The 24,545-nt window shown below is 48.9% G+C and carries 17 protein-coding genes; 5 read left to right on the top strand and 12 right to left on the bottom strand.

Annotated elements, in window-relative coordinates; all coding sequences use genetic code 11:
- Positions 1-47: 47 nt before the first annotated feature.
- From GZ78_RS11230 to GZ78_RS11200, 6 genes are all read right to left on the bottom strand, one after another.
- The gene (locus GZ78_RS11230; RefSeq protein ID WP_034835450.1) at positions 48-983 is read right to left on the bottom strand and encodes a branched-chain amino acid transaminase; all 936 of its coding nucleotides are present in this window, start codon (positions 981-983) and stop codon (positions 48-50) included.
- 569 nt (positions 984-1,552) lie between these two features.
- Positions 1,553-4,480 (bottom strand): bifunctional [glutamate--ammonia ligase]-adenylyl-L-tyrosine phosphorylase/[glutamate--ammonia-ligase] adenylyltransferase, encoded by a 2,928-nt coding sequence (gene glnE / locus GZ78_RS11220; RefSeq protein WP_051786067.1) that lies wholly within the window; start codon positions 4,478-4,480, stop codon positions 1,553-1,555.
- On the bottom strand, positions 4,446-4,928 hold the full coding sequence (locus GZ78_RS11215; RefSeq protein WP_034835440.1) for a hypothetical protein: 483 nt from the start codon (positions 4,926-4,928) through the stop codon (positions 4,446-4,448). Before GZ78_RS11215 ends, glnE begins: the two co-directional genes overlap by 35 nt.
- A 43-nt stretch (positions 4,929-4,971) precedes the next feature.
- Positions 4,972-5,295, bottom strand: coding sequence for a hypothetical protein (locus tag GZ78_RS11210; RefSeq protein ID WP_051786066.1), 324 nt, complete (start codon positions 5,293-5,295; stop codon positions 4,972-4,974).
- Positions 5,292-6,884, bottom strand: a complete 1,593-nt coding sequence (locus GZ78_RS27410; protein ID WP_051786065.1) for an ankyrin repeat domain-containing protein — start codon at positions 6,882-6,884, stop codon at positions 5,292-5,294. Before GZ78_RS27410 ends, GZ78_RS11210 begins: the two co-directional genes overlap by 4 nt.
- Positions 6,885-6,989: 105 nt before the next feature.
- On the bottom strand, positions 6,990-7,478 hold the full coding sequence (locus tag GZ78_RS11200) for a hypothetical protein (protein WP_034835438.1): 489 nt from the start codon (positions 7,476-7,478) through the stop codon (positions 6,990-6,992).
- A 1,104-nt stretch (positions 7,479-8,582) separates the two neighbouring features.
- Between GZ78_RS11200 and aceE the strand changes: the two genes are divergently transcribed.
- Both aceE and GZ78_RS11190 read left to right on the top strand, forming a co-directional pair.
- A complete protein-coding gene (aceE, locus tag GZ78_RS11195) occupies positions 8,583-11,240 on the top strand; it encodes a pyruvate dehydrogenase (acetyl-transferring), homodimeric type (RefSeq protein WP_034835436.1) in 2,658 nt (885 codons plus the stop codon).
- A gap of 142 nt (positions 11,241-11,382) precedes the next feature.
- Entirely contained in the window at positions 11,383-13,473 is a 2,091-nt protein-coding gene (locus GZ78_RS11190; RefSeq protein WP_034835434.1) for a dihydrolipoyllysine-residue acetyltransferase, read from the top strand.
- Positions 13,474-13,578: 105 nt separating this feature from the next.
- Here the strand turns inward: GZ78_RS11190 and GZ78_RS11185 are convergent, their stop codons facing one another.
- The 6 genes from GZ78_RS11185 to GZ78_RS11160 form a co-directional block, all read right to left on the bottom strand.
- On the bottom strand, positions 13,579-14,907 hold the full coding sequence (locus GZ78_RS11185) for a pentapeptide repeat-containing protein (RefSeq protein WP_034835432.1): 1,329 nt from the start codon (positions 14,905-14,907) through the stop codon (positions 13,579-13,581).
- 42 nt (positions 14,908-14,949) lie between these two features.
- Entirely contained in the window at positions 14,950-16,902 is a 1,953-nt protein-coding gene (locus GZ78_RS11180; RefSeq protein WP_034835431.1) for an anthrax toxin-like adenylyl cyclase domain-containing protein, read from the bottom strand.
- A 20-nt stretch (positions 16,903-16,922) separates the two neighbouring features.
- Positions 16,923-19,394 carry a hypothetical protein gene (locus GZ78_RS11175; RefSeq protein WP_034835429.1) on the bottom strand — a complete coding sequence of 824 codons (2,472 nt, stop codon included), beginning with the start codon at positions 19,392-19,394 and terminating at the stop codon, positions 16,923-16,925.
- A 61-nt stretch (positions 19,395-19,455) separates the two neighbouring features.
- On the bottom strand, positions 19,456-20,007 hold the full coding sequence (locus GZ78_RS11170; protein ID WP_034835428.1) for a YggT family protein: 552 nt from the start codon (positions 20,005-20,007) through the stop codon (positions 19,456-19,458).
- 165 nt (positions 20,008-20,172) lie between these two features.
- Positions 20,173-20,997 carry a pyrroline-5-carboxylate reductase gene (gene proC / locus GZ78_RS11165; protein ID WP_034835426.1) on the bottom strand — a complete coding sequence of 275 codons (825 nt, stop codon included), beginning with the start codon at positions 20,995-20,997 and terminating at the stop codon, positions 20,173-20,175.
- A 2-nt stretch (positions 20,998-20,999) separates the two neighbouring features.
- Positions 21,000-21,701, bottom strand: a complete 702-nt coding sequence (locus tag GZ78_RS11160) for a YggS family pyridoxal phosphate-dependent enzyme (RefSeq protein WP_034835425.1) — start codon at positions 21,699-21,701, stop codon at positions 21,000-21,002.
- Positions 21,702-21,889: 188 nt separating this feature from the next.
- Between GZ78_RS11160 and GZ78_RS11155 the strand changes: the two genes are divergently transcribed.
- The 3 genes from GZ78_RS11155 to GZ78_RS28875 all read left to right on the top strand — a co-directional run bounded on the left by GZ78_RS11155 (position 21,890) and on the right by GZ78_RS28875 (position 24,539).
- The gene (locus tag GZ78_RS11155) at positions 21,890-22,924 is read left to right on the top strand and encodes a type IV pilus twitching motility protein PilT (RefSeq protein WP_034835423.1); all 1,035 of its coding nucleotides are present in this window, start codon (positions 21,890-21,892) and stop codon (positions 22,922-22,924) included.
- A 26-nt stretch (positions 22,925-22,950) separates the two neighbouring features.
- Complete coding sequence (locus GZ78_RS11150; protein ID WP_034835421.1) at positions 22,951-24,087, top strand: PilT/PilU family type 4a pilus ATPase; 1,137 nt, start codon at positions 22,951-22,953, stop codon at positions 24,085-24,087.
- Between the two features lie 248 nt (positions 24,088-24,335).
- Positions 24,336-24,539: a hypothetical protein gene (locus GZ78_RS28875; protein ID WP_152558664.1), complete on the top strand. Its 204-nt coding sequence runs from the start codon at positions 24,336-24,338 to the stop codon at positions 24,537-24,539.
- Positions 24,540-24,545: the final 6 nt, after the last annotated feature.

Below are 24,545 nucleotides of genomic sequence, written 5' to 3'. Positions count from 1 at the left end.
AATAACGATGGAAGTGTCATTGGGGTTGTGTAGCGATCAAGCCTTGGTCAGCCAGCCTGATTTACATGGGCCTGCCATTCTGGATAGACTTCACGCTTGCCTGTCACCTGGTCAAAGTACATGGTTTGTAATTGTTCAGTGATTGGGCCTCGCTGACCATTGCCGATGGTGCGTCCATCGTGTTCGCGAATGGGCAGTACCTCGGCGGCAGTGCCTGTGAAGAACGCTTCTTTGGCAATATAGACTTCGTCACGGGTGATGCGTTTTTCTTTCACTTCCAGCCCCAGGTCCTGGGCAAACCGGATGATCGTGTCACGGGTGATACCTTCCAGGCAGGAGGTCAGCTCTGGCGTGTAGAGAATGCCATCTTCTTTCACAATAAAGATGTTTTCACCGCTGCCTTCGGCCACGTAACCTTCATTATCCAGTAGCAGGGCTTCTTCGCAGCCACTGTCCAGAGCCTCACGAAGTGCCAGCATGGAGTTCATGTAATTACCATTGGCCTTTGCCTTACACATGGTAATGTTGACATGGTGACGAGTATAGGAAGAGGTGCGGATCTTAATGCCTTTTTCTTTGGCGTCAGGGTCCATGTAAGATGGCCAGTCCCATGCAGCAATAATGCAGTGAACTTTCAGACCTTCGGCGCGCAGCCCCATACCTTCAGAGCCCAGGAAACACATAGGGCGGAGGTAGGCACTGTCCAAACCGTTTTCACGGACTACCGTCTTTTGGGCTTCTATCAGCTCTTCACGGGAGTATGGGATGGTCATTCCCAGAATGTGAGCACTTCTAAACAGTCGATCAGTGTGCTCTTCCAGTCGGAAAATCGCGGGACCTGCGTCTGTGTTGTAGGCGCGGACACCTTCAAAGACGCCCATGCCGTAGTGCAGGGTATGGGTCAGAACGTGGGTTTGTGCTTCTCGCCATGGAACCAGCTTGCCATCAAACCAAATAACGCCATCTCTATCGGCGAAGGACATGCGAAAACTCCCGGTGCAATCCAGTTATTTTAACCATAAGAATGCTGCAATTTTCATTATCAAATGGGCAGCCTTGTTTTCTCATGGCGGTATTGTGATCTTGTTGAAGACCCTGTTTTCTATGAAAATACAGCTCTCTCAGACCCTGCAGCCATTTTCATGTTTCGGGGTGAGCTGCATTTCCCGCTCATGGCTGTTTATAGTGAAAATGTCTTTCATCCCTTTGGGTGACGAAATGATTTTCTTCGCTCATGGCTGTTTTGGACATCAGTTCAAATGATGTCCGAGAACAATCCCGACTTGTTTTCAGAAGTCAGATAGAGCATAGCCAATGGGGCGCTCCCGGACTTCAGGGATGTGACTGCTCGGCTGGGCGGGTCTCAGTCCTGGCCGGCAGGCCGCTTTGGATTGGGCGGCCATGGTTCTGTCTGCTCTCTATGGGCTGTTGGCACTATGGGCTGTTGGCACTTCGGTTATCTGCAGACAGGAGAGTATTGGATCATATTTTGCTACTGATTCCAAACCGCTCTGCCTGCATTGATACCTGGTTGATATCTGTGCCGGAAGAATCATTCCATCCATTGCTGCCAGAGCGCTTCAACATGCTGAGTAAAGGGTTCGACCAAAAGTGTTTCAACAAAAGGTTGCTCATTTTGCAAAGCTTTTGAGTGAGCCGCTTTTCTGAGCACTTTGTAAGCTTCTCTTAGCTCGTTACCTTCTTCATGAGTAAGGTAACCTGCTTTTTCCAGAGACTCGGAGATTCGAATGTTGTCTGGAAAGTGGGCAACCTCCGGATGGGCGTGGGAATGGGCTAATACTGCGTATTGCATCAAAAATTCGATATCAACAATACCACCACGATCGTGTTTCAAATGGAAAAGTGGTTGCCCCTGCTTGTCTTGCCGGGACTTTGTCAGATGTTCTTGCATCTTCTGGCGCATTTGAACGACATCTTTCTTTAAGCTGACCGGGTCTCTTTCAATGGCCAGAATACTTTTTCGAAGCGCTTCAAATTGAGTGGTCAGGTGTTTATCGCCTGCCACAGCTCTGGCTCGAACCAGAGCCTGATGCTCCCAGGTCCAGGCTTCATTGCGCTGATACTTTTCAAAAGAGGCCAGAGAGCTGACCAGCATGCCTGATGCACCTGAAGGGCGCAGTCGCATATCCACTTCATAAAGCCTTCCAGAAGGCGTATGAGTAGTGAGTATGTGTATGATTCTCTGGCCCAGACGGGTATAGAACGTTGAGCTTTCAATGGGTCGGAGGCCGTCTGTTTCCTTGTTGGTCGCGCCATTATGCACAAATACCAGGTCCAGATCGGAGCCTGGGCTGAGCTCTATACCACCGAGTTTGCCATAGCCAATGACAATAAAACCAGGCTCGCATAGGGAGCCATCTTCACCAACAGGGTGTCCGTGACGTTCAATTATAGTTTTCCATGCGAGGCCCACGACCTGATCTAATAGAGCTTCGGCAATCCAGGTCAGGTAATCACTTTCTTTCATCAGTGGCAAAGTACCTGCGACCTGAGCGGCAGCGACTTTCAGAAGATGTGACATCTTGAAGTAGCGCAGGGCTTCCATCTGGGCTTCCAGATCGTCCTCGGGGATATGAGTCAGCTGTTGTCTGAGATCATGTTCCAGTTCGGCTTTTTCTGGCGGATTATACAGGTCTCCGATATCAAGAAACTCGTCCAATAAAGCGGGATGTCGAGATATTTGATCTGCGATCCAGGGACTGGCAGTACAGAGGCTGATCAGGTGTCCCAGTGCTTTGGGGTTTTCCATTAGCAGAACAAGGTAGGCGGTCCGGCGCACAACGCCTTCAATCAATGGAAGGATGCGTGCCAGAGCTAAATCTGGCTGCTTGCTATGGGTTATATATTCCAGCAGCAATGGCATGAAGTTATCGAGCCGCTCCCGGCTCTGGCGTCGAACTCTGGTAATGGCTTTACCATCTCTAAGTGCTAACAAGAGTCGCCTGGACTCTTCAGCTTCAGAAAAGTGGTTTTCCTGAAACTGTTTTAATTCTTCGTCTTCAGTCAGGCTGTTCTGCCATAACAGTTTCCATTGTTCCTGAATGGTGTGCTGCTGATTTTTAGATTCTTCAGGTGCTGAAACTACATGATCAAAGTGATGGGCGACCTGTTTCCTGTAGTGGTCCAGTGAAGACATCAGCGCGGGCCAGTCCTCATGACCCATGCTAAAAGCAATCCGGTCTTGTTGTATGGGATCTGTTGGTAAGTCCTGAGTTTGTCTATCCTGCAGTGCCTGAATAGCATGCTCTATATTCCTGAGGTATACATACGCCTCGTGCAGTTCTTTGGTGACCTCCGCAGGTAAATGGTGAGGTGAGAGGCGTGTAAGGACGGTCAGCAACGCTTTTTCCTGAAGGCTTCGATCACGACCACCATGGATGAGCTGAAAGGATTGGGCAATGAATTCGATCTCTCGAATACCGCCGGGCCCTAACTTGATATTGCTTTGCATTCCTCTGCGTTTTATTTCTCTCTGAATCAGGGCTTTCATATCCCTCAGGGCAGAAATGGCGCTGAAATCGATATATCGCCTGTAAGTAAATGGTTTGAGCGTGTTGAGCAGGTTCTGACCTTCGTTGATGTCTCCGGCAATCGCTCTGGCTTTGATCATGGCGTAGCGTTCCCAGTCTCTCCCCTGATCCTGATAATACTGCTCCATTGCAGAAAAGCTCATGGCCAGAGCGCCACTGGTACCGTAAGGCCTGAGTCGCATATCTACCCTGAAAACAAAACCGTCGACCGTTTGGCTGTCCAGTACTTTGATCAGTCGTTGACCAAGCCTGATGAAAAACTCCTGGTTATCTAAAGTGCGTGTGCCACCTACCGTTTCACCTTTATGGGGATAGGTGAACATCAGGTCAATGTCAGAGGAAAGGTTTAGTTCGTGTGCACCCAGCTTGCCCATGCCGAGTACCACCATTTTTTGGGGTTGTGGAACCGCCCCGTAGGCGGACCCCATGGGTGTCCCCAATGTTTTGCAAGCGTCTTCATAGAGCCAGCCCAGTGACTGATCAACACAGGCGTCGGCCATTGCCGATAAATCAAGTGTCGTTTCTTGCATGGTGCATAAGCGGTTAAGATCACGCCAAATGATTCTGACCATTTCGCGATTTCTGTAAACCCTGAGCTTGTGCATCAGGTCGTTTTCGTTGAGCGTTTCCTGAATCAGTTTATAGAGTGCATTTTGATGCCGGCTGGGTTTGGGGAATCGCAATAAATCCTGATTCTGATGAAGTTTGAATACCAGATCCGGGTGTTTCAGGCATTGCTCAAAAGCAAAGTCACTGCCTGCCCAGGTTTTGAAGAGTTGTGAGAGAAATTCGGAGGAGAGTGTGTCAGGCCTGTCGGTCAGATTTTTCGTCCGGCAGGTGTCCACAAACTCGTCCCACTGGTTATTGATAATTGTTTTAACCGATGCAGGACTGTTAATTAGCCCAAGGTTGTGACCAGGCAACTCCATGAGTGGAAGCTCTCCATAGGCGGGAACGTGTATAGAGGATTAGTTTACCGTGAAAGTGAGAGTACAGGAACGAGGCAATAGCCTGATAGAGAAGGTGTCGGGCGTTGGGTTTTGCTTTAGCGAGCGTATCCTGCAGGTATTTCCCCCTTCCGGTAATAACACGCAAGCCTACCCCGGCAGGCATCACTGGCACTACCGAAGCCACCTTCAGCAGTCCGTTCAGCTCATCCCTCAGGTTTGGGTCCAGGTTGTTCCAGCTGTCAACGACAACCCTCCCGGTAGCCCTGTCCAGCAAGTCTACCTGCTCTGCAACCCACTCACCAGCCACCTGTTTTGAGACGATGGATATGGCTACAAGCGTCGGGTGTCGTTCGGTGACCAGTTTGACCACATTGTCCTGAACCTGTTCTACCCTGTCTGTAAATCGGGATGTTGAGGCCTTCATCATTCCTATTCGGTCTATTTAGTTCGTATAAATGTGTACAGCTGAATCACTCATTTAATTTGCATATTAATTTTACAGCATCAATTATCATTTGCTTGAGGCTGACCAAGTTTCTTGCTTCTTTGGTTAAGATGGGGTCTTCCCAGTTGTAGTTCTTGATCACTCTGATCTGAAAGCAACCAGGTGCGCTAAAAGAAGGATACCACCCGAAATCCAATATTAGATTATTGCCATAGCGAACTTGACACATGTCTTCCTTAAGAGAGTCTAACTGCTCATCTAAGCTTATTTCAGGATTAATATCACAATCAAAAAACTCGATAGTTCCTGGGTAAAAATCCTTAGTCGTGAGGAAGCTCTGTGGAGTCATTTTTCCAGCCTTTGGTATTCTTCTCTGGTTATGGGGTGGCCGTGTATGGTATCACCTGAGTTCTCAACTCTGATCCAGCGGCTTGACTTACCTCTGCTTGCTCCAATTTCGTGCTCAAATTCTTGAATTTTCCAATTTTTTCCGTTGGAAACTTTTTTTCCGCTTTTCCAGACACTTCGTTCAAGTTCTTCTATTTGAGTTTCAGGTTTGTATTTGGCAGGGCCATTTCTTGTGGAATCAATTATCTGACTCCATTTTTTGTTGCCAGGAGGAAAGTGTTTATAAGCATGAGGAGTCCACTTTATTATTGTCAACCCCTTACCACCCGGCACTACCGAAGCCACCTTCAGCAGCCCGTTCAGCTCATCCCTCAGGTTTGGGTCCAGGTTGTTCCAGCTGTCAACGACAACCCTCCCGGTCGCCCTGTCCAGCAAGTCTACCTGCTCTGCAACCCACTCACCAGCCACCTGTTTTGAGACGATGGATATGGCTGCAAGCGTCGGGTGTCGTTCGGTGACCAGTTTGACAACGTTGTCCTGAACCTGTTCTACCCTGTCTACAAACCGGGATACAGGATCTTCTCCACGGCCTATAGAGCCCAAAGCCTTGCGAAAACGGAATCCACGGGGACTGTCGCCAATGACAGGTGAACTTAGCCCACAGTCACCTGCTGTGCAATGTTGGTTAAAACTATTCTGGGCAGACGGTGAGTCGCCCGGTAAGTGCAAGCCTCTCTGCCGTTCCTGGGCGTGGTAGTCCTGAAGGTTGTCCGGCACCTCGCGTTCCATTGGCGGAGAGTACCGTTGATAGAGTTCAGGCTGAAATGAATGCCCCTTTTCAATAACCTGTTCTATCGCGCCTTTTTCTTCCAGCAGCTGGACAATATCCTGGTGGTCTCGACTTCTGGCAAGAGTCAGGGCCGTTATGCCATCCTCCGTCACCGCATTGGGGTTAGCGCCCATGCTCAACAAATGTTCAACGACGTCACGGTTGCCGGAACGGCTGGCCAGGTGCAAGCGGGTTACCCCCAGGGCGTCGGCTGCATCGACGGGCGAAGGAAAGGCCTGGTCAATGCGTGCACTCAGCCATTCCAGATTCTCATCCGCTTCGTCCAGAGATTGTTGTGGAGCACCGTGGGAGAAGGCTGCCTGAACCGTAAAAACGGCGTCAGTCTGGAAGGCTTTAAGAAAACTGTGAGGGTTGACGTTCCGGGGTTCGTCTTGCTTGGAAGGCGGTCGACTTTTAAATGTTCCGCATTCCACTTTCGCATATTCACCCGAAATATGGACGTTTTCGCAGCTCAGTGGTGGCAGCAGCGCATTAAACAGGGCTTCGGCTATGTCATCCGGGGAAGATCGTTTAACCTGGAGAAAGTAGCAGGGATTGTTCTGATCGAACAGCAAAAGGTGCTCTTCCTCAACGCTCAGGGCGATAGCATGGCGTCCGGTAGTCAGAAGATAGTGAGAAGGTGTAGGTAATTTTGAGAGCTCCCTGAGCCACCCTTTCATGCTGGCCCGTGTTGTTGCCACCGGCCAGGCCTGAGTCATTTTCAAATTGCGTTCGGCTTCGTGGGTGTCAGCTTCATCCACAACGGCTGGACACCCCTGCTGACGCTTTTGTACCTGATAGAGCCATCTGACCCAGGTGTGAATATTGATCAGCTCAGCCAGTTCGGGTGACTGCTCAGAAAAAGCCTAGAGAGATTCCGTGCTGTCGGGTAAACCCAGGGTCATCCTGAACCGGTTATATTGAGATACCGCTTCGGTCGCTGCGGCTTCAAGGCTGTCCCAGTGATGGTTGTTATACTGCCAGCCTGTTTCGGTTGGTCGGCTACAGATCTGGAGCCGCTGGCTGAACGTTGGGCGGCTGTCCGGTTCTGACAGGGCGGCCTGGAGATAGGCGCAGGCCATACCAAAACAGAGCCCTTCCTTTTTTGAATCTTTTTTTGTAGGAGGAAGTAAGTAATGGCTGTTTTCCTGAAAATGCTCAAGGGCGGGATGATCGGCAGAGGCCTCGCAAATTTGGTTTGTGCTGTGCAAATATCCGGAAAGGGGGCTGCTGTTAATAACGCTGCCATGACTGTCTGCCCAGAGGTTGAATGAGATGAAGATGAATGTCAGGAACAGATACAGGCAGTATGGTGTACTCCGCAAAACTGAAGAAAAAGCAGGAGTGGTAGCCATAAAATACCTAAAAAATTGGTAAGAACCTCGGTTTGGCGGCCAATTATAGTTAAAAAACCGAACAGACAGTCTCTTTCTGAAGAATTCTTATTTCGTAAAGGCGAGGTGAGAATCAGGGCGGAAATTGTTATGAGGGTATGCGCTGGCAGTGTTTTTTCTTGTCCTTTGAAGGGTTTGTAAGCAGATTTCATCGAGGTATGTGATTTTGTAGCAGCTTTTGATATATTTTTGTAACTTTACTACACCTAAGTACTGGTACTCATTGCGGATTTTGCTTATCTTGTAGTTCAATTACAAAATTGATCGATATCAATTTTTTGAAGGTTTAAACTCTGTCTTCTTCTCACCAAGTTAAAAATCCACCCGGGCGCGATCACCCGGCTGGAAGCCTGATGGCGATGGTGGTCGAACATTAAGCTCCAACAGACAGGGCAGATTTTTCATTGGATTTGTTTCAGGCTGAGGCTTGCCCCACTCAAATTCATTGCAAAGAATGCCTGGCACTGTTCGGGCTCAGGGCTGTATGTGCTCAGGGCTGCTCAAGAGCTGCAAAAGACCCCTTTATTTGCAAAGGCTTATGGTGAACAATTTCACTCATCACCCTCCTGGGTGTGGAGTTTGGTTGAAGGCTCAGACAGTTAACATTGGATAACAGTTTGGCGCTGGGAGCCACGACAAAGATAGTGCGCGAGCATAGAGTTCAGTAAAGCGATTCAGATTAATCAAATTCATTGAGTAATCTAACCGTTTTATTGGAATTTAGGCTGAGTTGTCTGCCTTTGTCCGGACTCCTGAGGCTCACGTCGTTCGATCATTGGTTTTCACTGATGACCAGGGCTGAAAAAAGCAGTCCATCAGAGGTAAGCCTCGACTATCCTGACAAACAGAATTTCACTGGTGTTTCTATGAAAATGCCGTCATATGAAAGGTTGTGGCGTTTTTGTAGGACAGAATGAGACGGTATTTCCAACTCAGGACTGTATAACCATAGTGTGCTTTTGTCTGGGGAATCGAAAGGGAAGGACTCATCAGCCGGTAGATGACCCATTCAGTTGATGCCTCTTTTCGAACCGATCACAGCGCTCAATTCTCGGAGCAAACTATATGCACGACATCGATCCCATCGAAACCCAGGAGTGGCTGGAAGCCCTGGATTCCGTACTGGAAAAAGAAGGAGAAGACAGAGCTCATTACCTGATGACTCGTCTTTCTCAGCATGCCAGGGCGAAAGGTACCCAGCTGCCCTATGCGATTACTACCCCTTATCGCAACACCATTCCGCCTGAAAAAGAAGCGAGAATGCCGGGTGACCTGTTCATGGAACGCAGAATCCGTTCCTTGGTTCGTTGGAACGCGCTGGCAATGGTAATGCGTGCCAACCAGAAAGACAGCTCTCTGGGCGGCCATATCTCTTCCTTTGCCTCCAGTGCCACTCTGTATGACATTGGTTATAACTACTTCTTCCACGGATACGACAACAACCGTGAAGGTGATCTGGTTTACTACCAGGGTCATACTGCACCGGGTATTTACTCCCGTGCTTTCCTGGAAGGCCGTCTGAGTGAAGAACAGCTGGATGGATTTCGTCAGGAAGTAGAAGGCAAAGGTCTGTCTTCATACCCGCATCCACATCTGATGCCCGACTTCTGGCAGTTCCCGACCGTATCTATGGGCCTGGGTCCTCTGCAGGCCATCTATCAGGCGCGCTTCATGAAGTACCTGATCAACCGGGGTTTGGCGCCAGAGCAGAACCGTAAGGTTTGGGCTTTTCTGGGTGACGGTGAAATGGATGAGCCGGAGTCCACCGGTGCCATTTCTCTGGCTGGTCGTGAAAAGCTGGATAACCTGGTCTTTGTTGTTAACTGCAACCTTCAGCGTCTGGACGGACCGGTTCGTGGTAACGGCAAGATCATGCAGGAACTGGAAGGTGTATTCCGGGGTGCTGGCTGGAACGTTATCAAGGTGACCTGGGGACGTCATTGGGATCAACTGTTTGCCCAGGACAAAGATGGCATGCTGCAGAAACTGATGGATGAAGCCGTAGACGGCGACTATCAGAACTGTAAAGCCAAAGGTGGCGGCTGGACTCGCGAAAACTTCTTCGGTCGTTATCCTGAAACCAAAAAGATGGTAGAGCATCTGTCAGACGACGACATCTGGCGTCTGAACCGTGGTGGTCACGATCCCTATAAGGTTTATGCTGCATACCACGCGGCTGTAAATACAACGGACAAACCGACTATTATTCTGGCCAAGACTGTTAAAGGCTACGGTACAGGTACCACCGGTGAAGCGTCCAACGTCAGTCACAACGTTAAGAAATTGCCTATCGATGATCTGAAGCAGTTCCGTGATCGTTTTGACCTGCCAATCAAAGACGAAGATCTGGCCAGCCTGCCTTACTTCAAGCCAGCAGAAGACAGCCCGGAAATGGTTTACATGCGCAAGCATCGTGAAAAACTGGGTGGCTTCATTCCTCAGCGTCGTCAGCAGTCTGAAGTACAGCTGGAGATTCCTGAGCTGACTGCTTTTGAAGCTGTTCTGAAAGGCAGTGGCGAGCGCGAAATCTCTACCACTATGGCTTACGTTCGTGTTCTGGCTGCTTTGGCGAAAGACAAAAAAATTGGTAAGCACATTGTGCCAATTATTCCTGACGAAGCTCGTACTTTTGGTATGGAAGGTATGTTCCGCCAGCTGGGCATCTACTCTGCAGAAGGTCAGAAGTATGAGCCAGTTGATTCCGATCAGGTGATGTTCTACAAAGAATCCAAGCAAGGCCAGATTCTGGAAGAAGGAATTAACGAAGCAGGCGCCCATGCTGCCTGGATTGCTGCTGCAACGTCATACAGCAACAATAACGTACCGATGATTCCTTTCTATGCCTTCTACTCCATGTTTGGTTTCCAGCGTACGGGTGATCTGGCTTGGGCTGCAGGTGACATACAGGCTCGCGGCTTCCTGATCGGGGCTACTTCTGGCCGTACGTCTCTGAATGGTGAAGGCTTGCAGCATCAGGACGGCCACAGTCACATTCTGGCTTCTACTGTTCCAAACTGCATAAGCTACGATCCGTCTTACGGTTACGAGCTGGCGGTGATTATTCAAGACGGTCTGCGTCGCATGTACGGCGACAATGAAAGCGTCTGGTACTACATCACCACCATGAACGACAGCTACAAGATGCCCGCCATGCCAGAAGGCAATGACGTTATCGAAGGCATTGTTAAGGGGCTGTACTGCTTCGAGGAAAACTCCAAGAACGATGGCCTGAAAGTTCAGCTGATGGGTTGTGGCACTATTCTTGAGGAAGTACGTGCAGCAGCCGACATCCTGCGTGATGACTTCGGTATTGAGTCTGACATCTGGAGTGCTACAAGCTTCAATGAGCTACGTCGTGATGGTATGGCGGCAGCTCGTTACAATATGTTGAATCCTGATGCTGAGAAGCAGGTAGGCTGGGTAGAGCAAAAACTGGCAGGCCGTAAAGGGCCAGTCGTTGCTGCCTCAGACTACATGAAGATTTACTCTGACCAGATCCGTGAGTTCGTACCTGGTACCTTTATTGCCTTGGGTACTGATGGTTTCGGTCGCTCCGATACCCGTGGGAAGCTGCGTGAGTTCTTCGAAGTGGATCGCTACTTTGTTGTCATTGCTGCTCTGTACGGTCTGGTTAAAGATGGTGAACTGGAAGCGTCTGTACTGAAAGACGCCATGAAGAAGTTCAACATTGACGGCGACAAAGCTAACCCACTGTACTGCTGATTTTATGCAGTCCGGCGCCACGATGAGAGTGGCGCCGGATGACATGCACAATGCACATAGCGAGAGGAAAACATTTTTGCGCCATCTTCAGATATGGAAAGCTGCGCGGTAAAGTGTTTTTTACGACATAAGGTTATCCCGAATGAGCGATGAAATTATCAAGGTCCCGGACATCGGCAGTGGCAGTGCAGAGGTTATTGAAATCTGCGTTGCTCCCGGCGACTCCGTTTCTGCCGATGACTCCCTGATTGTTCTGGAGTCTGACAAGGCATCCATGGAAGTGCCTGCTCCACGTGATGGCAAGATCACTGAGATCATGCTGAAGGTAGGCGACAGTGTGTCTGAAGGTGATGACATGCTGAAAATGGCTGCAGCCGGTACTGCTGTAGAAGCGGCTCCAGCCCCAGCCCCGGTTACACAGCCGGCATCAGCCCCTGCGCCAGTTGCGCCTGCTGCTCCTGTGGCAGCTGCAGCCAGCAGTATTCAGGAAGTGCTGATTCCTGATATTGGTGCTGAAAATGTGCCTGTGATCGAGATTTGTGTTGCCGTAGGTGACGTGATCTCTGAAGAAGATTCTCTGGTGGTTCTGGAATCTGACAAGGCGACGATGGAAGTGCCTTCTCCTTTCTCTGGCGTAGTGAAAGAGATCTGCGTTAAAGAAGGCGACGAGATGAATCAGGGTGACCTGGTGGTTCGCGTTGAAACGACCGGTGGAGTGGCTGCTGCTGCGCCTCAGGCTCAAGCGCCACAAGCTGCTGCTCCGGCACCGACAGCTGCACCTGCTCCGGTAGCTGCACCTGTTGCTGGTGGTGTTCAGGAAGTGACTGTTCCTGATATTGGTGCAGAAGACGTGCCCGTCATCGAAATCTGCATAGCGGTAGGTGATGAGGTTGCTGAAGAAGACTCCCTGATTGTTCTGGAGTCTGACAAGGCGACGATGGAAGTACCTTCTCCTTTCTCTGGCGTAGTCAAAGAGATCTGCGTTAAAGAAGGTGACAAGCTGAGTCAGGGTCACCTGATTGTTAAGGTTGAGACCAAGGGCGGTGCTGCTGCACCTGCTCCGGTAGCTGCACCTGTTGCTGGTGGTGTTCAGGAAGTGACTGTTCCTGATATTGGTGCAGAAGACGTGCCCGTCAAAGAGATCTGCGTTAAAGAAGGTGACAAGCTGAGTCAGGGTCACCTGATTGTTAAGGTTGAGACCAAGGGCGGTGCTGCTGCACCTGCTCCGGCACCACAAGCCGCTGCACCAGCTCCAGCTCCGGCTGCCAAAGCTCCTGCGGCCCCGGCACCTGCCAAGAATCTGGTTGAACTGGAAAAAGCTAATCGTAACTTCCACGCAGGCCCTGCAGTTCGCAGACTTGCCCGCGAATTTGGCGTAAACCTGGAGCTTGTAAAAGGCACTGGTCCACGCAGCCGTATTCTGAAAGAAGACGTGCAAGCCTTTGTTAAGGCCAAGTTGGCAGAAGCGAACAAGCCTCAAGCTGCAACCGGTGGGGCAGGTATTCCTCCGGTACCGGCGCAGGATTATGCCAAGTGGGGTGAGATCGAAGAAAAGGCTCTGAACCGTCTGCGTAAAGTTGCGGCTCAGAACTTCCAGCGCTCCTGGTTGAACGTGCCTCACGTGACCCAGTTTGATGAAGCTGATATCACTGAACTGGAAGCTTTCCGTAAGGCCAACAAGGCGCTGGCGGAAGTTCAGGGCACCAAGCTGACTCCGCTGCCGTTCTTCCTGAAGGCTGTCGCTTATGTACTGAAAGAGATGCCCATCTTCTGTTCTTCCCTGAGTGAAGACGGCGAGTCTGTTATCTACAAAAAGTACATCAACATTGGTGTAGCCGTAGATACGCCAGACGGTCTGTTGGTACCTGTCATCAAGAATGTTGATCAGAAAGGTATCTGGGATCTGTCCAGAGAATGCATCGAGCTGGCTGGCAAGGCCCGTGACAAGAAGCTGAAGCCTGCAGAAATGCAAGGCGGTTGTTTCACCATCTCCAGCCTGGGTTCAGTCGGTGGCACTGCCTTTACCCCAATCGTGAATGCGCCTGAAGTGGCTATTCTGGGTATCTCCAAGGCATCCATGAAGCCTGTCTGGAATGGCAAAGACTTTGATGCGCGCCTGATGTGCCCATTGTCACTGTCTTACGATCATCGTGTAGTTAATGGTGCTGATGCGGCTCGTTTCACTACCATGCTGGGTAGCCTGCTGGCAGACATTCGTCGTCTGCTGTTGTAATCCCAACACTCCGGTGAATAAAAAGCCCGCTACTGGAATACAGTAGCGGGCTTTTTTATGGTCAGGGCTGGTCTATATCCAGAGAATGGCTTTATCCATTCAGAGTTATATCCCTGTGTTGCCTGTTTTCTGCCTGACATGCTCAAGAAGTTGAGAAGGAAAGTTACAGTCGCTAACGATATTGTCAGAAAAGGAAGAGCTGTAGCCTAACTTGGATGTTTCCATCCCTTTATTACTAGTGAATGTGCAGCCTTCAATTATTGAACGTTCGCCGACCTGCAGGCTAAGGTGATCACAGTCATTGAAGGTGCAGTCCCTGGCAATATAGTGATAACCATGCAGCTTTACGTCACAGTTCTCGAAATGACAGTGATACATTTTACCCACAGGATCCTGCATGTTGGCATCACCTCGACCCACTCCCAAATGAAGCTTCATGTTTCTCAGTGTCAGGGTGTTTACTCCTCCGATATCTGTGGGTAATACAACGGAGCCATACTTAACGGTATCCAGAGTTGCTCCGGCTAAGGTATGCCCTAAAGCTAACTGATTGATTCTGGTTTTGGTCATTCGAGCCTGCGAAAAGTTTGCGGTGCCGACATCTATACCTCGAATATCACTATCGTTGATAATGGCAGCTGTCAGATCAGTATGACTGTCCACTTTACAGCCATAGGCAACACAGTCAGTCATTCTGGCGCCTCCCATTTTTGTGTGATTCAGCCTGCAGTCACCCAGTGTCAGGTTGTTAGCTATGAGACCTTTCATATCGGCACTGTCGAAATTGCAGCGAGTACAGGCAGCATTTCCCATCTTAGTGCGATTGAGCGTTGCATGACTGAAATCACACTCTTCGAAGATGACATCTGTGAGGTCCAGATCACTTAAGTCGGCGCCTGAAAAATCAACATGTTTGAGAACGACGGGTAATCTCACTTGTCCAGAGTCATCAGAGAAGAAACTGCTCAGTTTTGTGTTCTCAGGGAAACCTGTGGATAACCTTAAGCCACTCATATCCAGTACGTTTTGACTGCCAGCCAGCATCTGTTGCACTTTAGGATTACTTTGCCATTGCTTTAGAGAGCTCCCAAGCTGTTCGGCTGACAAAGCTTTGGCTTCAAATTTTGGGGTATAGATATGATGTTTAGTTGCCCACTTTTTCAGACTTATCAATAATTTTTGCAGTCTGGGAAAGCGAGAACCTTTCGCTTCTACAACGTCTCGTTCTGCCAGATGCTTGTGAGGTGCTTTAGCCTCCTCAGACCTTTTTTCCGGAATCTTTTTTTCTACATCTGCAGTCTTGACCTGCATACCGCTCAGTTGGCCTACTTTTTCATTGGACGCATTTTCACTAGAGCCGGACCTGGGAGAAAATGTGACATAATCATTCTGTGGTCGTTGACCAGGTGGTGTAGGCCCTGTTGGATGTGACATGAAAAGTTCTCTCTGAGTTTTTATTAACTCCTGAAATTCGAATTATTCGTCGCTGATTTCCTGGCCTGATTGACCCGATGACCTGAGGTTTTCCCTCGCTCTCAGCTGTTCGCGTGTTAAATTATCATGCAGATCTTCAGGCTCACTGTCCGAACCGTATCCAGGATCGTTTTCTTCACTGATGCTATCGAGGGAAGGACGATGTTTTGTGCTTCTCAGGGATGATGTAGAGATAGAGAGTTCTTCATCTTCACTCTCTAAGCTGATGGCCGAGTCGGAACTAATTAGATCGTCATCACTATCAAGCTCGATAGCAGAGTCGGAGCTGCTAAGGTTGCCCTCACTGCCCTGACTCGATAGAGACAGTTTTCGCATAGCCATTTCGATTTCAGTTTGTTGTTGAACTGAAGCTTGTAACAGGAAGTCCATCACTTCTTCTTCCAGCTCATTGCTTTCAGATGAGATGCCTGAATCCCAATATTTCTCGATTTCTTCTCCCAACTGCTTGTCTTTTTGTTGTTGTGAGAGGGTTTTTCCTTCCAGATGATGGAGGGCCTGATTGAATGAAGGGCGTCGGGCTCGTGTTTTACCCCAGAGCAAGTTCTTCTCAGGTTCATACCCTGCTTCCATCAATTCAAACATGACGTCCAGAAGCTGCTGTTCGTTGAAGATCATGCAGATACCATCGTGTATCCCCATACTTTCTGGGAAGAAGGCGGTAACCGGATAATTAGCGGATTCGTCAGTGGCCAGACTGTGAGCATCAACATTGTGGTGAACAACGTCTTCTTGTGTTTGTAACTCTCTTTTGTAGTGAGAGACCATATTTCGTGTTCTCTGGGTCACATTACCCATCTCAGGGTCTTCTTTTTCGAAATGTTCTCCATCAGCAGTGATCCCGGTGAAAAAGTCTTTAAGCAGCTCTTTCTCCAGATCATGGTAGTGACTGAGTTTCATCACAAATTGTTCGGCGGTGATTGTGTCTTCCATAAATTGAGACTTGAGGCGATTTTTGTAAGTTTCTACCTGCTTACGCACTATCACATCAGAAATGAGAGGCAGTGGTAGTTTGTCTTTGCCTCCAAGATCAAGGTCTGAAAGCGGGAAAGCTTCCAGTAATGGATCGACGTCGGCTGTATAAGGAAGCGCTTTTGCACCTTCTTTTTCTGAAGGTTTGGCCAGAACCTCGATGGAGCTCTTCCTGTCAGGACCCTCGTAAATAGCCCATTCGTCATCCTCTTCGAGCCAGGCTTCCTGAATCTGGATTTTGCCTTTCGGGTTATTGCCTTCAAACGCTTTGAAACGAAGAGCGAGTAACTTGCCCTGCTCATCCCTCATCTCTTCTCGATCAAAAACATATCCCTGTGATTCAAGCTCCTCGATACGTTCAAAGTCGAGCTTTAGGGGGATGCTGACGGCGACTCTGCGGCCATCTTTCCAGGTGCTTTTAAGGCATTTCTGGGTCAATTGATTCAAACGGGCAACTTTTTTGGGATCTCCCGCTTTCTTACTGTATTTCTGGTCGCTGGGAATGGTGCCGGCGGGTAGACCACTATTGGCGCTTTTCGTTTTGATCATGTAGTTCTTGGTTGGCCATGCTCTGGCTATCAGAGACTTGCTGACAGGTTCAACAAAGCGGCTGAAAAATGGCATTTGTCTCTTGGAACAGGATTTCATAAATCGAGTTAAGTAATCGCGGGGCAGGCCTTGTTTTGGATGAGCATTGACCATTTCCAAGCCCACAATAAGAGTCGGTTCAGGTTCAGCAAAATCTTCAAGGTCGAGCAACTTGGCAGTGCCCGATTCTGGTTTGATAGAGTATTGGCCCAGATCTTTGCTGTCTAAGTCACCAGAGGGAGCTGGAATCTTTTTGTGGCCAGGCCCTGAATGAACCGGCTTGAATTGGTAGGACGCAGAGGCTTCATTGGATGAGGTCTTCAGTGAAGACCTGTCTGAGGAGGCGTCAACCTGATGATGGCCCGGACCTATTTTCATGATCCTGCACTCCTTTGTCGTTACTGGTCTGAAGGGGTATCTTTTTCTTTTTGTGGTTTGTCTTGTGCGTATTCAAGGATCAGTTGCCGGATCTTAAGTACTTCCTTGTTAGAAAGGCTCTTCTCTGCAGCTTTCCATTGACCAGGTATTTGTCTACTGATTTGATCCAGTAATTCCTGTGCTTTGGTATCCTTTGTGGCTCTGGCTTCCAGCCATTGCATCCAACGCAAGTCCGTTACCGCTTCCTGAAGATCTAACAGGCGTTGGTGAATGGTCATGGTGGACGGGCAGCTGCCTGCCCAGGGGTACATATAAATTACATCCCCTTCACGACCGTCCGTGGGGTCAAAAGGATCTGCTGTAGGCATACGGCCATGCCATTGCAGGTAACCATCAGCACCGGACTTCCATAGATAGAATCCGGCTGCCAGTCTTGGGTTGGGCATGTTGTACAACCAGACTTCCCGATTGTTTCTCATAGCCGTAATCGAATCTTTACTAACGCCAAAGCCATGGTTGATGATGGCAAGGTCAGTGGCTTCGATCAGGTCAGCCTGTCCAGGATTATTCAGGTGTCCCGCCGTTTTCATTTCCAGTGTTTGGTTATGGATTTGTCGGGCCGTGTTGATTATCTCTGGTGTTTTCTCCGGTACAGGTTCGTCATAAATTGACCAATAAGGCTCTGGCAGTTGGCTTTGACTCAGGAGCATTTTGACTTGTGTCAGGGACTTGATGGCCTCTTCCTGAGATTGGGCAACCAGCAAACGTTTCAGAGGGGCGTAGGCGAGAATTGATTGGTCAAATCCGAAGCGTCGAAGTTGAGCCAGTTGTCGGATGAAGCTTTTTCTGGAATTTCTTGTATTGGGAGTATCCAGTGCCGGAGCTACATTGGTGAATCCCATCGTGGCCAGTAGAGAAAGGTCACAGGCTGTTGAAAAAGGTTGCCAGCGTTGTAACTCTTCAAACCATTGGTAGAAAGGAGCAGGTTCCAGATAGAGCCCGACGGGTTTTTCCAGTCTTGGCAGGTCAAAGGGGAGTACCTGGATGTTGTAATCCTGAACCAGTAAGGCGGTTTTGCTGAATAACTGAATACTGCCTGAGTAAACCCCGGGCTCGGCATCAGAGGGAATGCTGACCTGCAGGTGAATCTTTCTTGGCAGTTTGGAAGATAGGGTTAAGGATTCCATATCCCCGCGCAGAAGACTGTCGCTGGCAATCAGTGATGTTGCATTCGGTTGAGGGCGTTCAAAGCGCCAGTGGCCATATCGTTTGCTAACGGTTATTTTTTTACCATTGGCCTTTCTGGGTTGGGCAATAGCGATGACGGGAGAGGCATCATCTACAGGGCTTTGAATCTGAAAAGTCAGGTTAAGCTGGGAGCCTCTTGGAGCTGGGTAGGTATTGAGCTGTTCTGATGGCTCGAAAGATCCTGTTGAAATGTCCTTAATTTCCAATGCTTCCGGAGCATGGTATTCAGGTATTGAAACGGGCCATTGAGAAAGTAGCCGAGCTTTCCTGTTTTCTTCAACTTTGGTAGCAAACTGGCCATCGACAGGCTCAAGTACCAGTCCGGAAAGAAACTGTGCGGTTTTGTCTCCTTCCAGAAACAGGTTCAATTGTTCATCTGAAATTTTAATGGTGGTTTGGAGAAATCCGCTTCTTCTTTCTCCAATCAGAGCCCAGAGATCACCATCAATGATGGCTTCTTTTTTCATACCCTCAAGATAATATTCACTGACCCACTGCTCAGGCGTAAGGCTCTGATCTGTCAGTATGTTGTTTTCAGCAATGATTTTCTTTCTCAAGTGGTGGGGTAAATATTCCCACTCACCCTGTTCCTGAGTCCAGAGGCTGAGTTTCCAGGTGCCGTTTGGCCAGGGAAGGGTCAAGCTCTGAATGCCTTCGAATCCATCCTGAATAAGAGGGTCCCCTGAAGGGCGGTTTCGGGCACGTAAATCGCCTTTTATCCTTCGGTCATCTGGGAGAATGAGTTCAAATCCGGGAAAAACAGGGCTGTCCATCAGGCCAAAATCGAGAGCCAGAACATTTTTTTCAGGTGGAGGTGGCTGTTTGAAGAAGGCTTTGTTCAGTACGACACCGTCTGAATTCCCTGCAATGAAAATGATCATTTTGGAATAAGGCTGTGGAAGAGGGTGGTTGCCCGAAGTTTTCAATGCAGTAACAGGAATGGAGAGAGAAAAAGGCCCCGGTTGAATACTGAATTCCCGGTTGAATCGGGTTCTATAACTATTGGAAGCCTCATTATCAATCCTGATGATGAGGATCAGAGCAGAATCTGACTGGTTGAAACCTTCGAGGTGAAGTTCATGACCGGCTTCCAGTTTCTGATCATCAAATTCATACTTAAAAGACAATTCAGTGCTTTCATCAATCAGAGACTGATCTGATTGAACAGCTGGAAAGACGGTTAGAAAAAGAAAAGCCAGAAAACAGCGTGACAGGCTACAGCTGAAACGAGCATCCGGTGCCATGATAATTCCCTGAAAAACGAAAGAGGTTATACAGGAAAACTATAGCACCGGAGCGGAGAGGTTATAGGGCAGCAACAAAGTTCTTTAGAGTAATAATCACCAGAACCAGTACCATTAAAGAAAAGTCGAGGCCTCCCAGAGGTGGAATGACTTTTCTGATACGGCTACTGAGAGGCTCTGTCAGCTGGTGTAGAAGCATCAGACCCGGGTTGTAGCTGCCTGGAGCTACCCAGCTAGCGATTGCGATGACGATCAGACTGAACATGTAGATATTTAATAATTCATTGACCAGTTCTTTAAGGCTGACAATCAATACCTGAGGCAAAGGAATAGCTGCAGCAGAAAAGCCCTGAACCATAAAGAGTACATAGACCAGGAGAATTTGCAGTATCAGGGCGAGCGTCAGAGAAGCCAAGTCCAGACCACCCATTCCCGGAATCACTTTTCTGAGAGGATTCAGTAATGGTGAGGTCACTTTAACAATGGCTTGGGAGATCGGGTTGTAAAAGTCTGCTTTAACCAACTGAAGCAGAAAGCGCAGCAGAACAGCCATGATGTACAGACCTCCCAGGGTCTGTATCAGAAAGACGAGGCTGGATGAGAGTGCTGACATAAAAATCCTTCGTGTTTAAGCAGTCATGAACGAAAAATAACATGAATGTTAAGTAAAAGCTGACAAGCCGGGAAAGCGTGGTGGCTTATGAGGCTGTGCTCTATATCCCAACCAGTTTACTATGAAACTTCATGATGCGGGAAATACAGCCTCTTGTATGAGTGGCTAGTCAGCCAGCTGTTCCGCCAGCTCGGCCCCTCGGTCTTTTGCCGCCTTAACCGCTTTGTAAACCACTTCTTCAAAGCCTTCCTGACGGAAGGTTTTTAATGCCTGTTCAGTGGTGCCGCCAGGAGAGGTCACTCTTCTGCGCAGCTCAGCAGCATCAACATCACTCTGTACCGCCATGTTTGCAGCTCCCAGAGCGGTTTGCAATGAAAAGCGTTCGGCCGTTTCATGATCCAGCCCGAGCTTGACTCCGGCTTCTGTCATCGCTTCCATAAACAGGAAAAAGTAAGCAGGGCCTGAGCCTGACAAGGCTGTAATGGTATCGACCTGCTCTTCTCTTTCCAGCCACTGAAGAATACCAATCGGCTCAAAAATCTCATTAGCAGTCGCTTTCAGAGCATCATTTACCCGCGTATTGGCAAAAAGGCCTGTAGCGCCGCAATGCAGTAATGAAGGGGTGTTAGGCATACTGCGAACAATCGGCAGTCCGCCACCACTCCAGTCATCCAGGCTTTTCAGGCGGATGCCCGCCGCTACAGAAATGATGAAAGGTTTCTGCTTCTGTAAAGCAGGAGCCAATTCGGTCAGAACAGATCTCATCATCTGAGGTTTAACGGCCAGCACCACAATAGCGGCTTTTGCTGCAGCTTTCAGGTTGCTGGTAGAAGTGTGAATACCGAGCTCGTCTGAACGTTTTCTGGCACTTTCTTCCGTTCGGCAGGAAGCGAATATTCTGTCTTTGGGCCAGCCATGCTCTATCAATCCACCCATGATGCTGGTGGCCATATTGCCAGCACCGATGAATGCAATGGTCTTGTCGGTCATTCTTAATTCCTTGATGAGTAATCTCGAGCCCCAAAAAGAGCTGTACCAATGCGAACCATGGTGGCTCCTTCAGCAATGGCTGCCTCCAGATCTCCTGTCATTCCCATGGATAATGTGTCCATATTTAGATGGTGCTCACGGTTGAGAGATTCAAGGGTATCTGCCAGCTTTTTAAAAGGAACTCGCTGTTTAAGCGCGTCTTCTTCTGGTGCTGGTATGGCCATTAACCCGCGCAGCTGGAGCCTCGATAACTGAGATATAGACGCTACCAGTTCAGGCAGTTCTGACAGAGTCGCTCCGGACTTGCTCTCTTCATCACTGATATTCACCTGCAGGCAGATATTCAGGGGAGGAAGGTCGTCAGGACGCTGATCATTCAGGCGTTTGGCTATTTTTAGTCGATCAACACTGTGAACCCAGTGAAAGTGGGTGGCAATCTCACGGGTCTTGTTCGACTGGATAGGTCCGATAAAGTGCCAGACCAATCCGTCCAGCTCGCTCAGTCGGGTGATTTTATCCACAGCCTCCTGCAAATAGTTCTCGCCAAAATCTCTCTGACCCAGCTGCCATGCTTCGGATACCATCTCGGCGGGTTTGGTTTTACTGACGGCCAGAAGTTTCACTAGACCTTCCCGGCCGTTGGCTCGTTCAGCTTCATGAATTCTTTCAAAAACCTGGTCGAATTGACTTTTTAATAAGGTCATCAGACTGTACAGTAGTGCGTTAATAAGTAGAAACTGCTATTTACCTTGAAAAATTCAGCTCATGCTCGCTTTGCAGCAATTTTCATGACGCAGGCTGAGCTGAAAAATTTGGCTCATGGCTGTTTCGGTCGAAAATAAGAAGATGTCCCGGTCTATTTTACCTGCGTCCGGGTTTCAGGGGGAAATTCATGGACATAACCGAGCTGCTGGCCTTCAGTTATAAGCAAGGCGCTTCGGATCTTCACATCTCATCTGGCCTTCCACCCATGATTCGTATTGATGGGGATATTCGCCGTATTAACCTGCCAGCCATGGATCACAAGCAAGTTCACGGCTTGATCTATGACATCATGAACGACAAACAGCGCAAAGATTACGAAGAGAAGCTGGAAACTGACTTTTCTTTTGAGGTGCCGGGAGTCGCTCGTTTTCGTGTTAATGCCTTCAATCAAAGTCGTGGATCCGGTGCAGTATTTCGTACCATTCCCAGTAAAGTCCTCTCTATGGAAGATTTGGGTATGGGGCAGGTATTCAAGGATATTGCCATGAAAGCCCGTGGTTTGGTACTGGTAACCGGACCAACAGGTTCCGGTAAGAGTACCAGTCTGGCGGCAATGATAGACTACATCAATGACACCAAGTACGAGCACATCCTGACCATCGAAGACCCCATTGAGTTTGTTCATACCTCGAAAAAGTGTCTGGTGAACCAGAGGGAAGTGCACAGGGATACTCACAGTTTCAGTGATGCACTCCGCTCAGCACTTCGTGAAGACCCCGACATTATTCTGGTGGGTGAGATGCGAGATCTGGAAACTATTCGTCTTGCTCTCACTGCAGCAGAAACCGGTCACCTGGTGTTTGGTACCTTGCACACCACCTCGGCAGCTAAAACGATTGACCGTGTGGTGGATGTGTTTCCCGGGGCAGAAAAAGCCATGGTTCGCTCCATGCTTTCAGAATCTCTGCAGGCGGTTATTTCTCAAACCCTTCTCAAGAAAAACGGTGGTGGGCGTGTAGCCGCTCACGAGATCATGGTGGGTACCTCTGCTATCCGAAACCTGATCCGTGAAGACAAGATTGCCCAGATGTATTCCGCGATCCAGACGGGTGGTTCGCTGGGTATGCAGACGCTTGACCAGTGCCTTCATGAGTTGGTGAGAAAAGGCGTAGTGGCCAAAGAAGTGGCTCAGGAAAAAGCCAGAGATCCGGATAATTTTTAAGGTCGTGACACTGTAGATATAAAACTATGGATATCAATCGTTTATTGAAAGTCATGGTCGACAAGAAGGCCTCTGACCTGTTTATTACTGCTGGTTTTCCCCCCAGTTTTAAAATCAATGGCAGGGTTGTACCTGTCAGTAAGGAGCCTCTGACTCCGGCCATGACACGGGATATTGTGTATGGAGTTATGGATGAAGATCAGAAAGCTGAATTTGATCGGGAACATGAATGTAACTTTGCAATATCAGCTTCTCGCATAGGCCGTTTTCGTGTCAGTGCTTTTTATCAGCGAAATCTTGCAGGCATGGTACTGCGAAGGATTGAGACAGAAATTCCATCATTGGATCAGCTTCAGTTACCAAGGGTGATCAAGGATCTGTCCATGACCAAGCGGGGGCTGGTGATTTTTGTCGGAGCCACGGGGGCGGGTAAGTCTACCTCTCTCGCAGCGATGGTGGGTCATCGCAATGAGCATGCATCCGGTCACATTATCAGTATTGAGGATCCGATAGAATTCATCCATCAGCATCGTAATTCTATCGTTACCCAGCGTGAAGTCGGCATCGATACAGAGTCCTATGGTGTTGCTTTGAAAAACACTCTGCGTCAGGCTCCTGATGTCATCATGATTGGTGAGATTCGCACCCGGGAAACCATGGAATATGCCATGGCGTTTGCAGAAACCGGTCACCTTTGTTTGGCAACGCTGCATGCCAACAACGCCAACCAGGCTCTGGAAAGAATTATTCATTTCTTTCCGGCTGATCGTCATGCCCAAATCTGGATGGATCTTTCCCTGAACCTGAAAGGTATTGTTGCTCAGCAATTGGTGAGGGCTCGCGAAGGTAAAGGTCGAAGGGCTGCTGTAGAAATTTTGCTCACTACACCTTTGGTTCAGGATATGATCCGCAATGGTGATGTTCATGAATTGAAAGAAATTATGAGGAAGTCCAGAGAACTGGGCATGCAGACCTTTGACCAAGCGCTCTTTGAGTTATACAACAATGGTGAGATAACTTATGAGGAAGCCCTGGCGCATGCAGATTCACCTAACGATCTGCGCCTTCTGATTAAGCTCGGGTCAGAAGCTGACGGTGAGCATCTGACCGAGATGGCAGACAAGCTCAGTCTGCAGCATGAGGAAATTTATCATAAGTTCTAGGAGGCTGACCGAGAATAGACAGCTCGGCCTAAAATCCAGAAAGAACGGCCATCTTTTCCACTGAATTTGCTTAAATAGGTCAACTATTCGCACAAATCCAGTGAAAAAGCTGACTCGTTCTACTGAATTTTATGCTCGGACGCTATTCTCGGTCAGCCTCCTAGTACTCGAAACCCATTTGTTTGTCCGGTTCAGTGCCCCATAAAGCGGTCAGATGCAAGGCAGTCTTGTGCAGGCATAGCTTTCCTATGTCAATCAAGACTAACCCAGTCACGACTGCATGGATGCAGGAGCTAGAGCAACGCAGGAGCAGTTGGCCGCTTTATGGGGCACCCTCCGGGCGACTGAGAGAGGTCTCATTACTGCGTTCCAACCGATTGAAAGATGTTGATATTCCTGCACGGTTGCGCCTTGTTCTGAGCCCTCTCTCAGCCGATGAACACGACAAATAAATGGGT

The organism is Endozoicomonas numazuensis (assembly GCF_000722635.1).
Classification (GTDB): domain Bacteria; phylum Pseudomonadota; class Gammaproteobacteria; order Pseudomonadales; family Endozoicomonadaceae; genus Endozoicomonas_A; species Endozoicomonas_A numazuensis.
The sequence above is the reverse complement of the archived record's forward strand: the minus strand, read 5'-3'. Positions and strand labels throughout refer to the sequence as shown.

Excerpts from the sequence above, each read along its gene's own strand:
- GZ78_RS11230 (WP_034835450.1), bottom strand. The coding sequence starts at position 983 with ATGTCCTTCGCCGATAGAGATGGCGTTATTTGGTTTGATGGCAAGCTG.
- glnE (WP_051786067.1), bottom strand. The coding sequence starts at position 4,480 with ATGGAGTTGCCTGGTCACAACCTTGGGCTAATTAACAGTCCTGCATCG.
- GZ78_RS11215 (WP_034835440.1), bottom strand. The coding sequence starts at position 4,928 with ATGATGAAGGCCTCAACATCCCGATTTACAGACAGGGTAGAACAGGTT.
- GZ78_RS11210 (WP_051786066.1), bottom strand. The coding sequence starts at position 5,295 with ATGACTCCACAGAGCTTCCTCACGACTAAGGATTTTTACCCAGGAACT.
- GZ78_RS11200 (WP_034835438.1), bottom strand. The coding sequence starts at position 7,478 with ATGGCTACCACTCCTGCTTTTTCTTCAGTTTTGCGGAGTACACCATAC.
- aceE (WP_034835436.1), top strand. The coding sequence starts at position 8,583 with ATGCACGACATCGATCCCATCGAAACCCAGGAGTGGCTGGAAGCCCTG.
- GZ78_RS11190 (WP_034835434.1), top strand. The coding sequence starts at position 11,383 with ATGAGCGATGAAATTATCAAGGTCCCGGACATCGGCAGTGGCAGTGCA.
- GZ78_RS11185 (WP_034835432.1), bottom strand. The coding sequence starts at position 14,907 with ATGTCACATCCAACAGGGCCTACACCACCTGGTCAACGACCACAGAAT.
- GZ78_RS11180 (WP_034835431.1), bottom strand. The coding sequence starts at position 16,902 with ATGAAAATAGGTCCGGGCCATCATCAGGTTGACGCCTCCTCAGACAGG.
- GZ78_RS11175 (WP_034835429.1), bottom strand. The coding sequence starts at position 19,394 with ATGGCACCGGATGCTCGTTTCAGCTGTAGCCTGTCACGCTGTTTTCTG.
- GZ78_RS11170 (WP_034835428.1), bottom strand. The coding sequence starts at position 20,007 with ATGTCAGCACTCTCATCCAGCCTCGTCTTTCTGATACAGACCCTGGGA.
- proC (WP_034835426.1), bottom strand. The coding sequence starts at position 20,997 with ATGACCGACAAGACCATTGCATTCATCGGTGCTGGCAATATGGCCACC.
- GZ78_RS11160 (WP_034835425.1), bottom strand. The coding sequence starts at position 21,701 with ATGACCTTATTAAAAAGTCAATTCGACCAGGTTTTTGAAAGAATTCAT.
- GZ78_RS11155 (WP_034835423.1), top strand. The coding sequence starts at position 21,890 with ATGGACATAACCGAGCTGCTGGCCTTCAGTTATAAGCAAGGCGCTTCG.
- GZ78_RS11150 (WP_034835421.1), top strand. The coding sequence starts at position 22,951 with ATGGATATCAATCGTTTATTGAAAGTCATGGTCGACAAGAAGGCCTCT.
- GZ78_RS28875 (WP_152558664.1), top strand. The coding sequence starts at position 24,336 with ATGTCAATCAAGACTAACCCAGTCACGACTGCATGGATGCAGGAGCTA.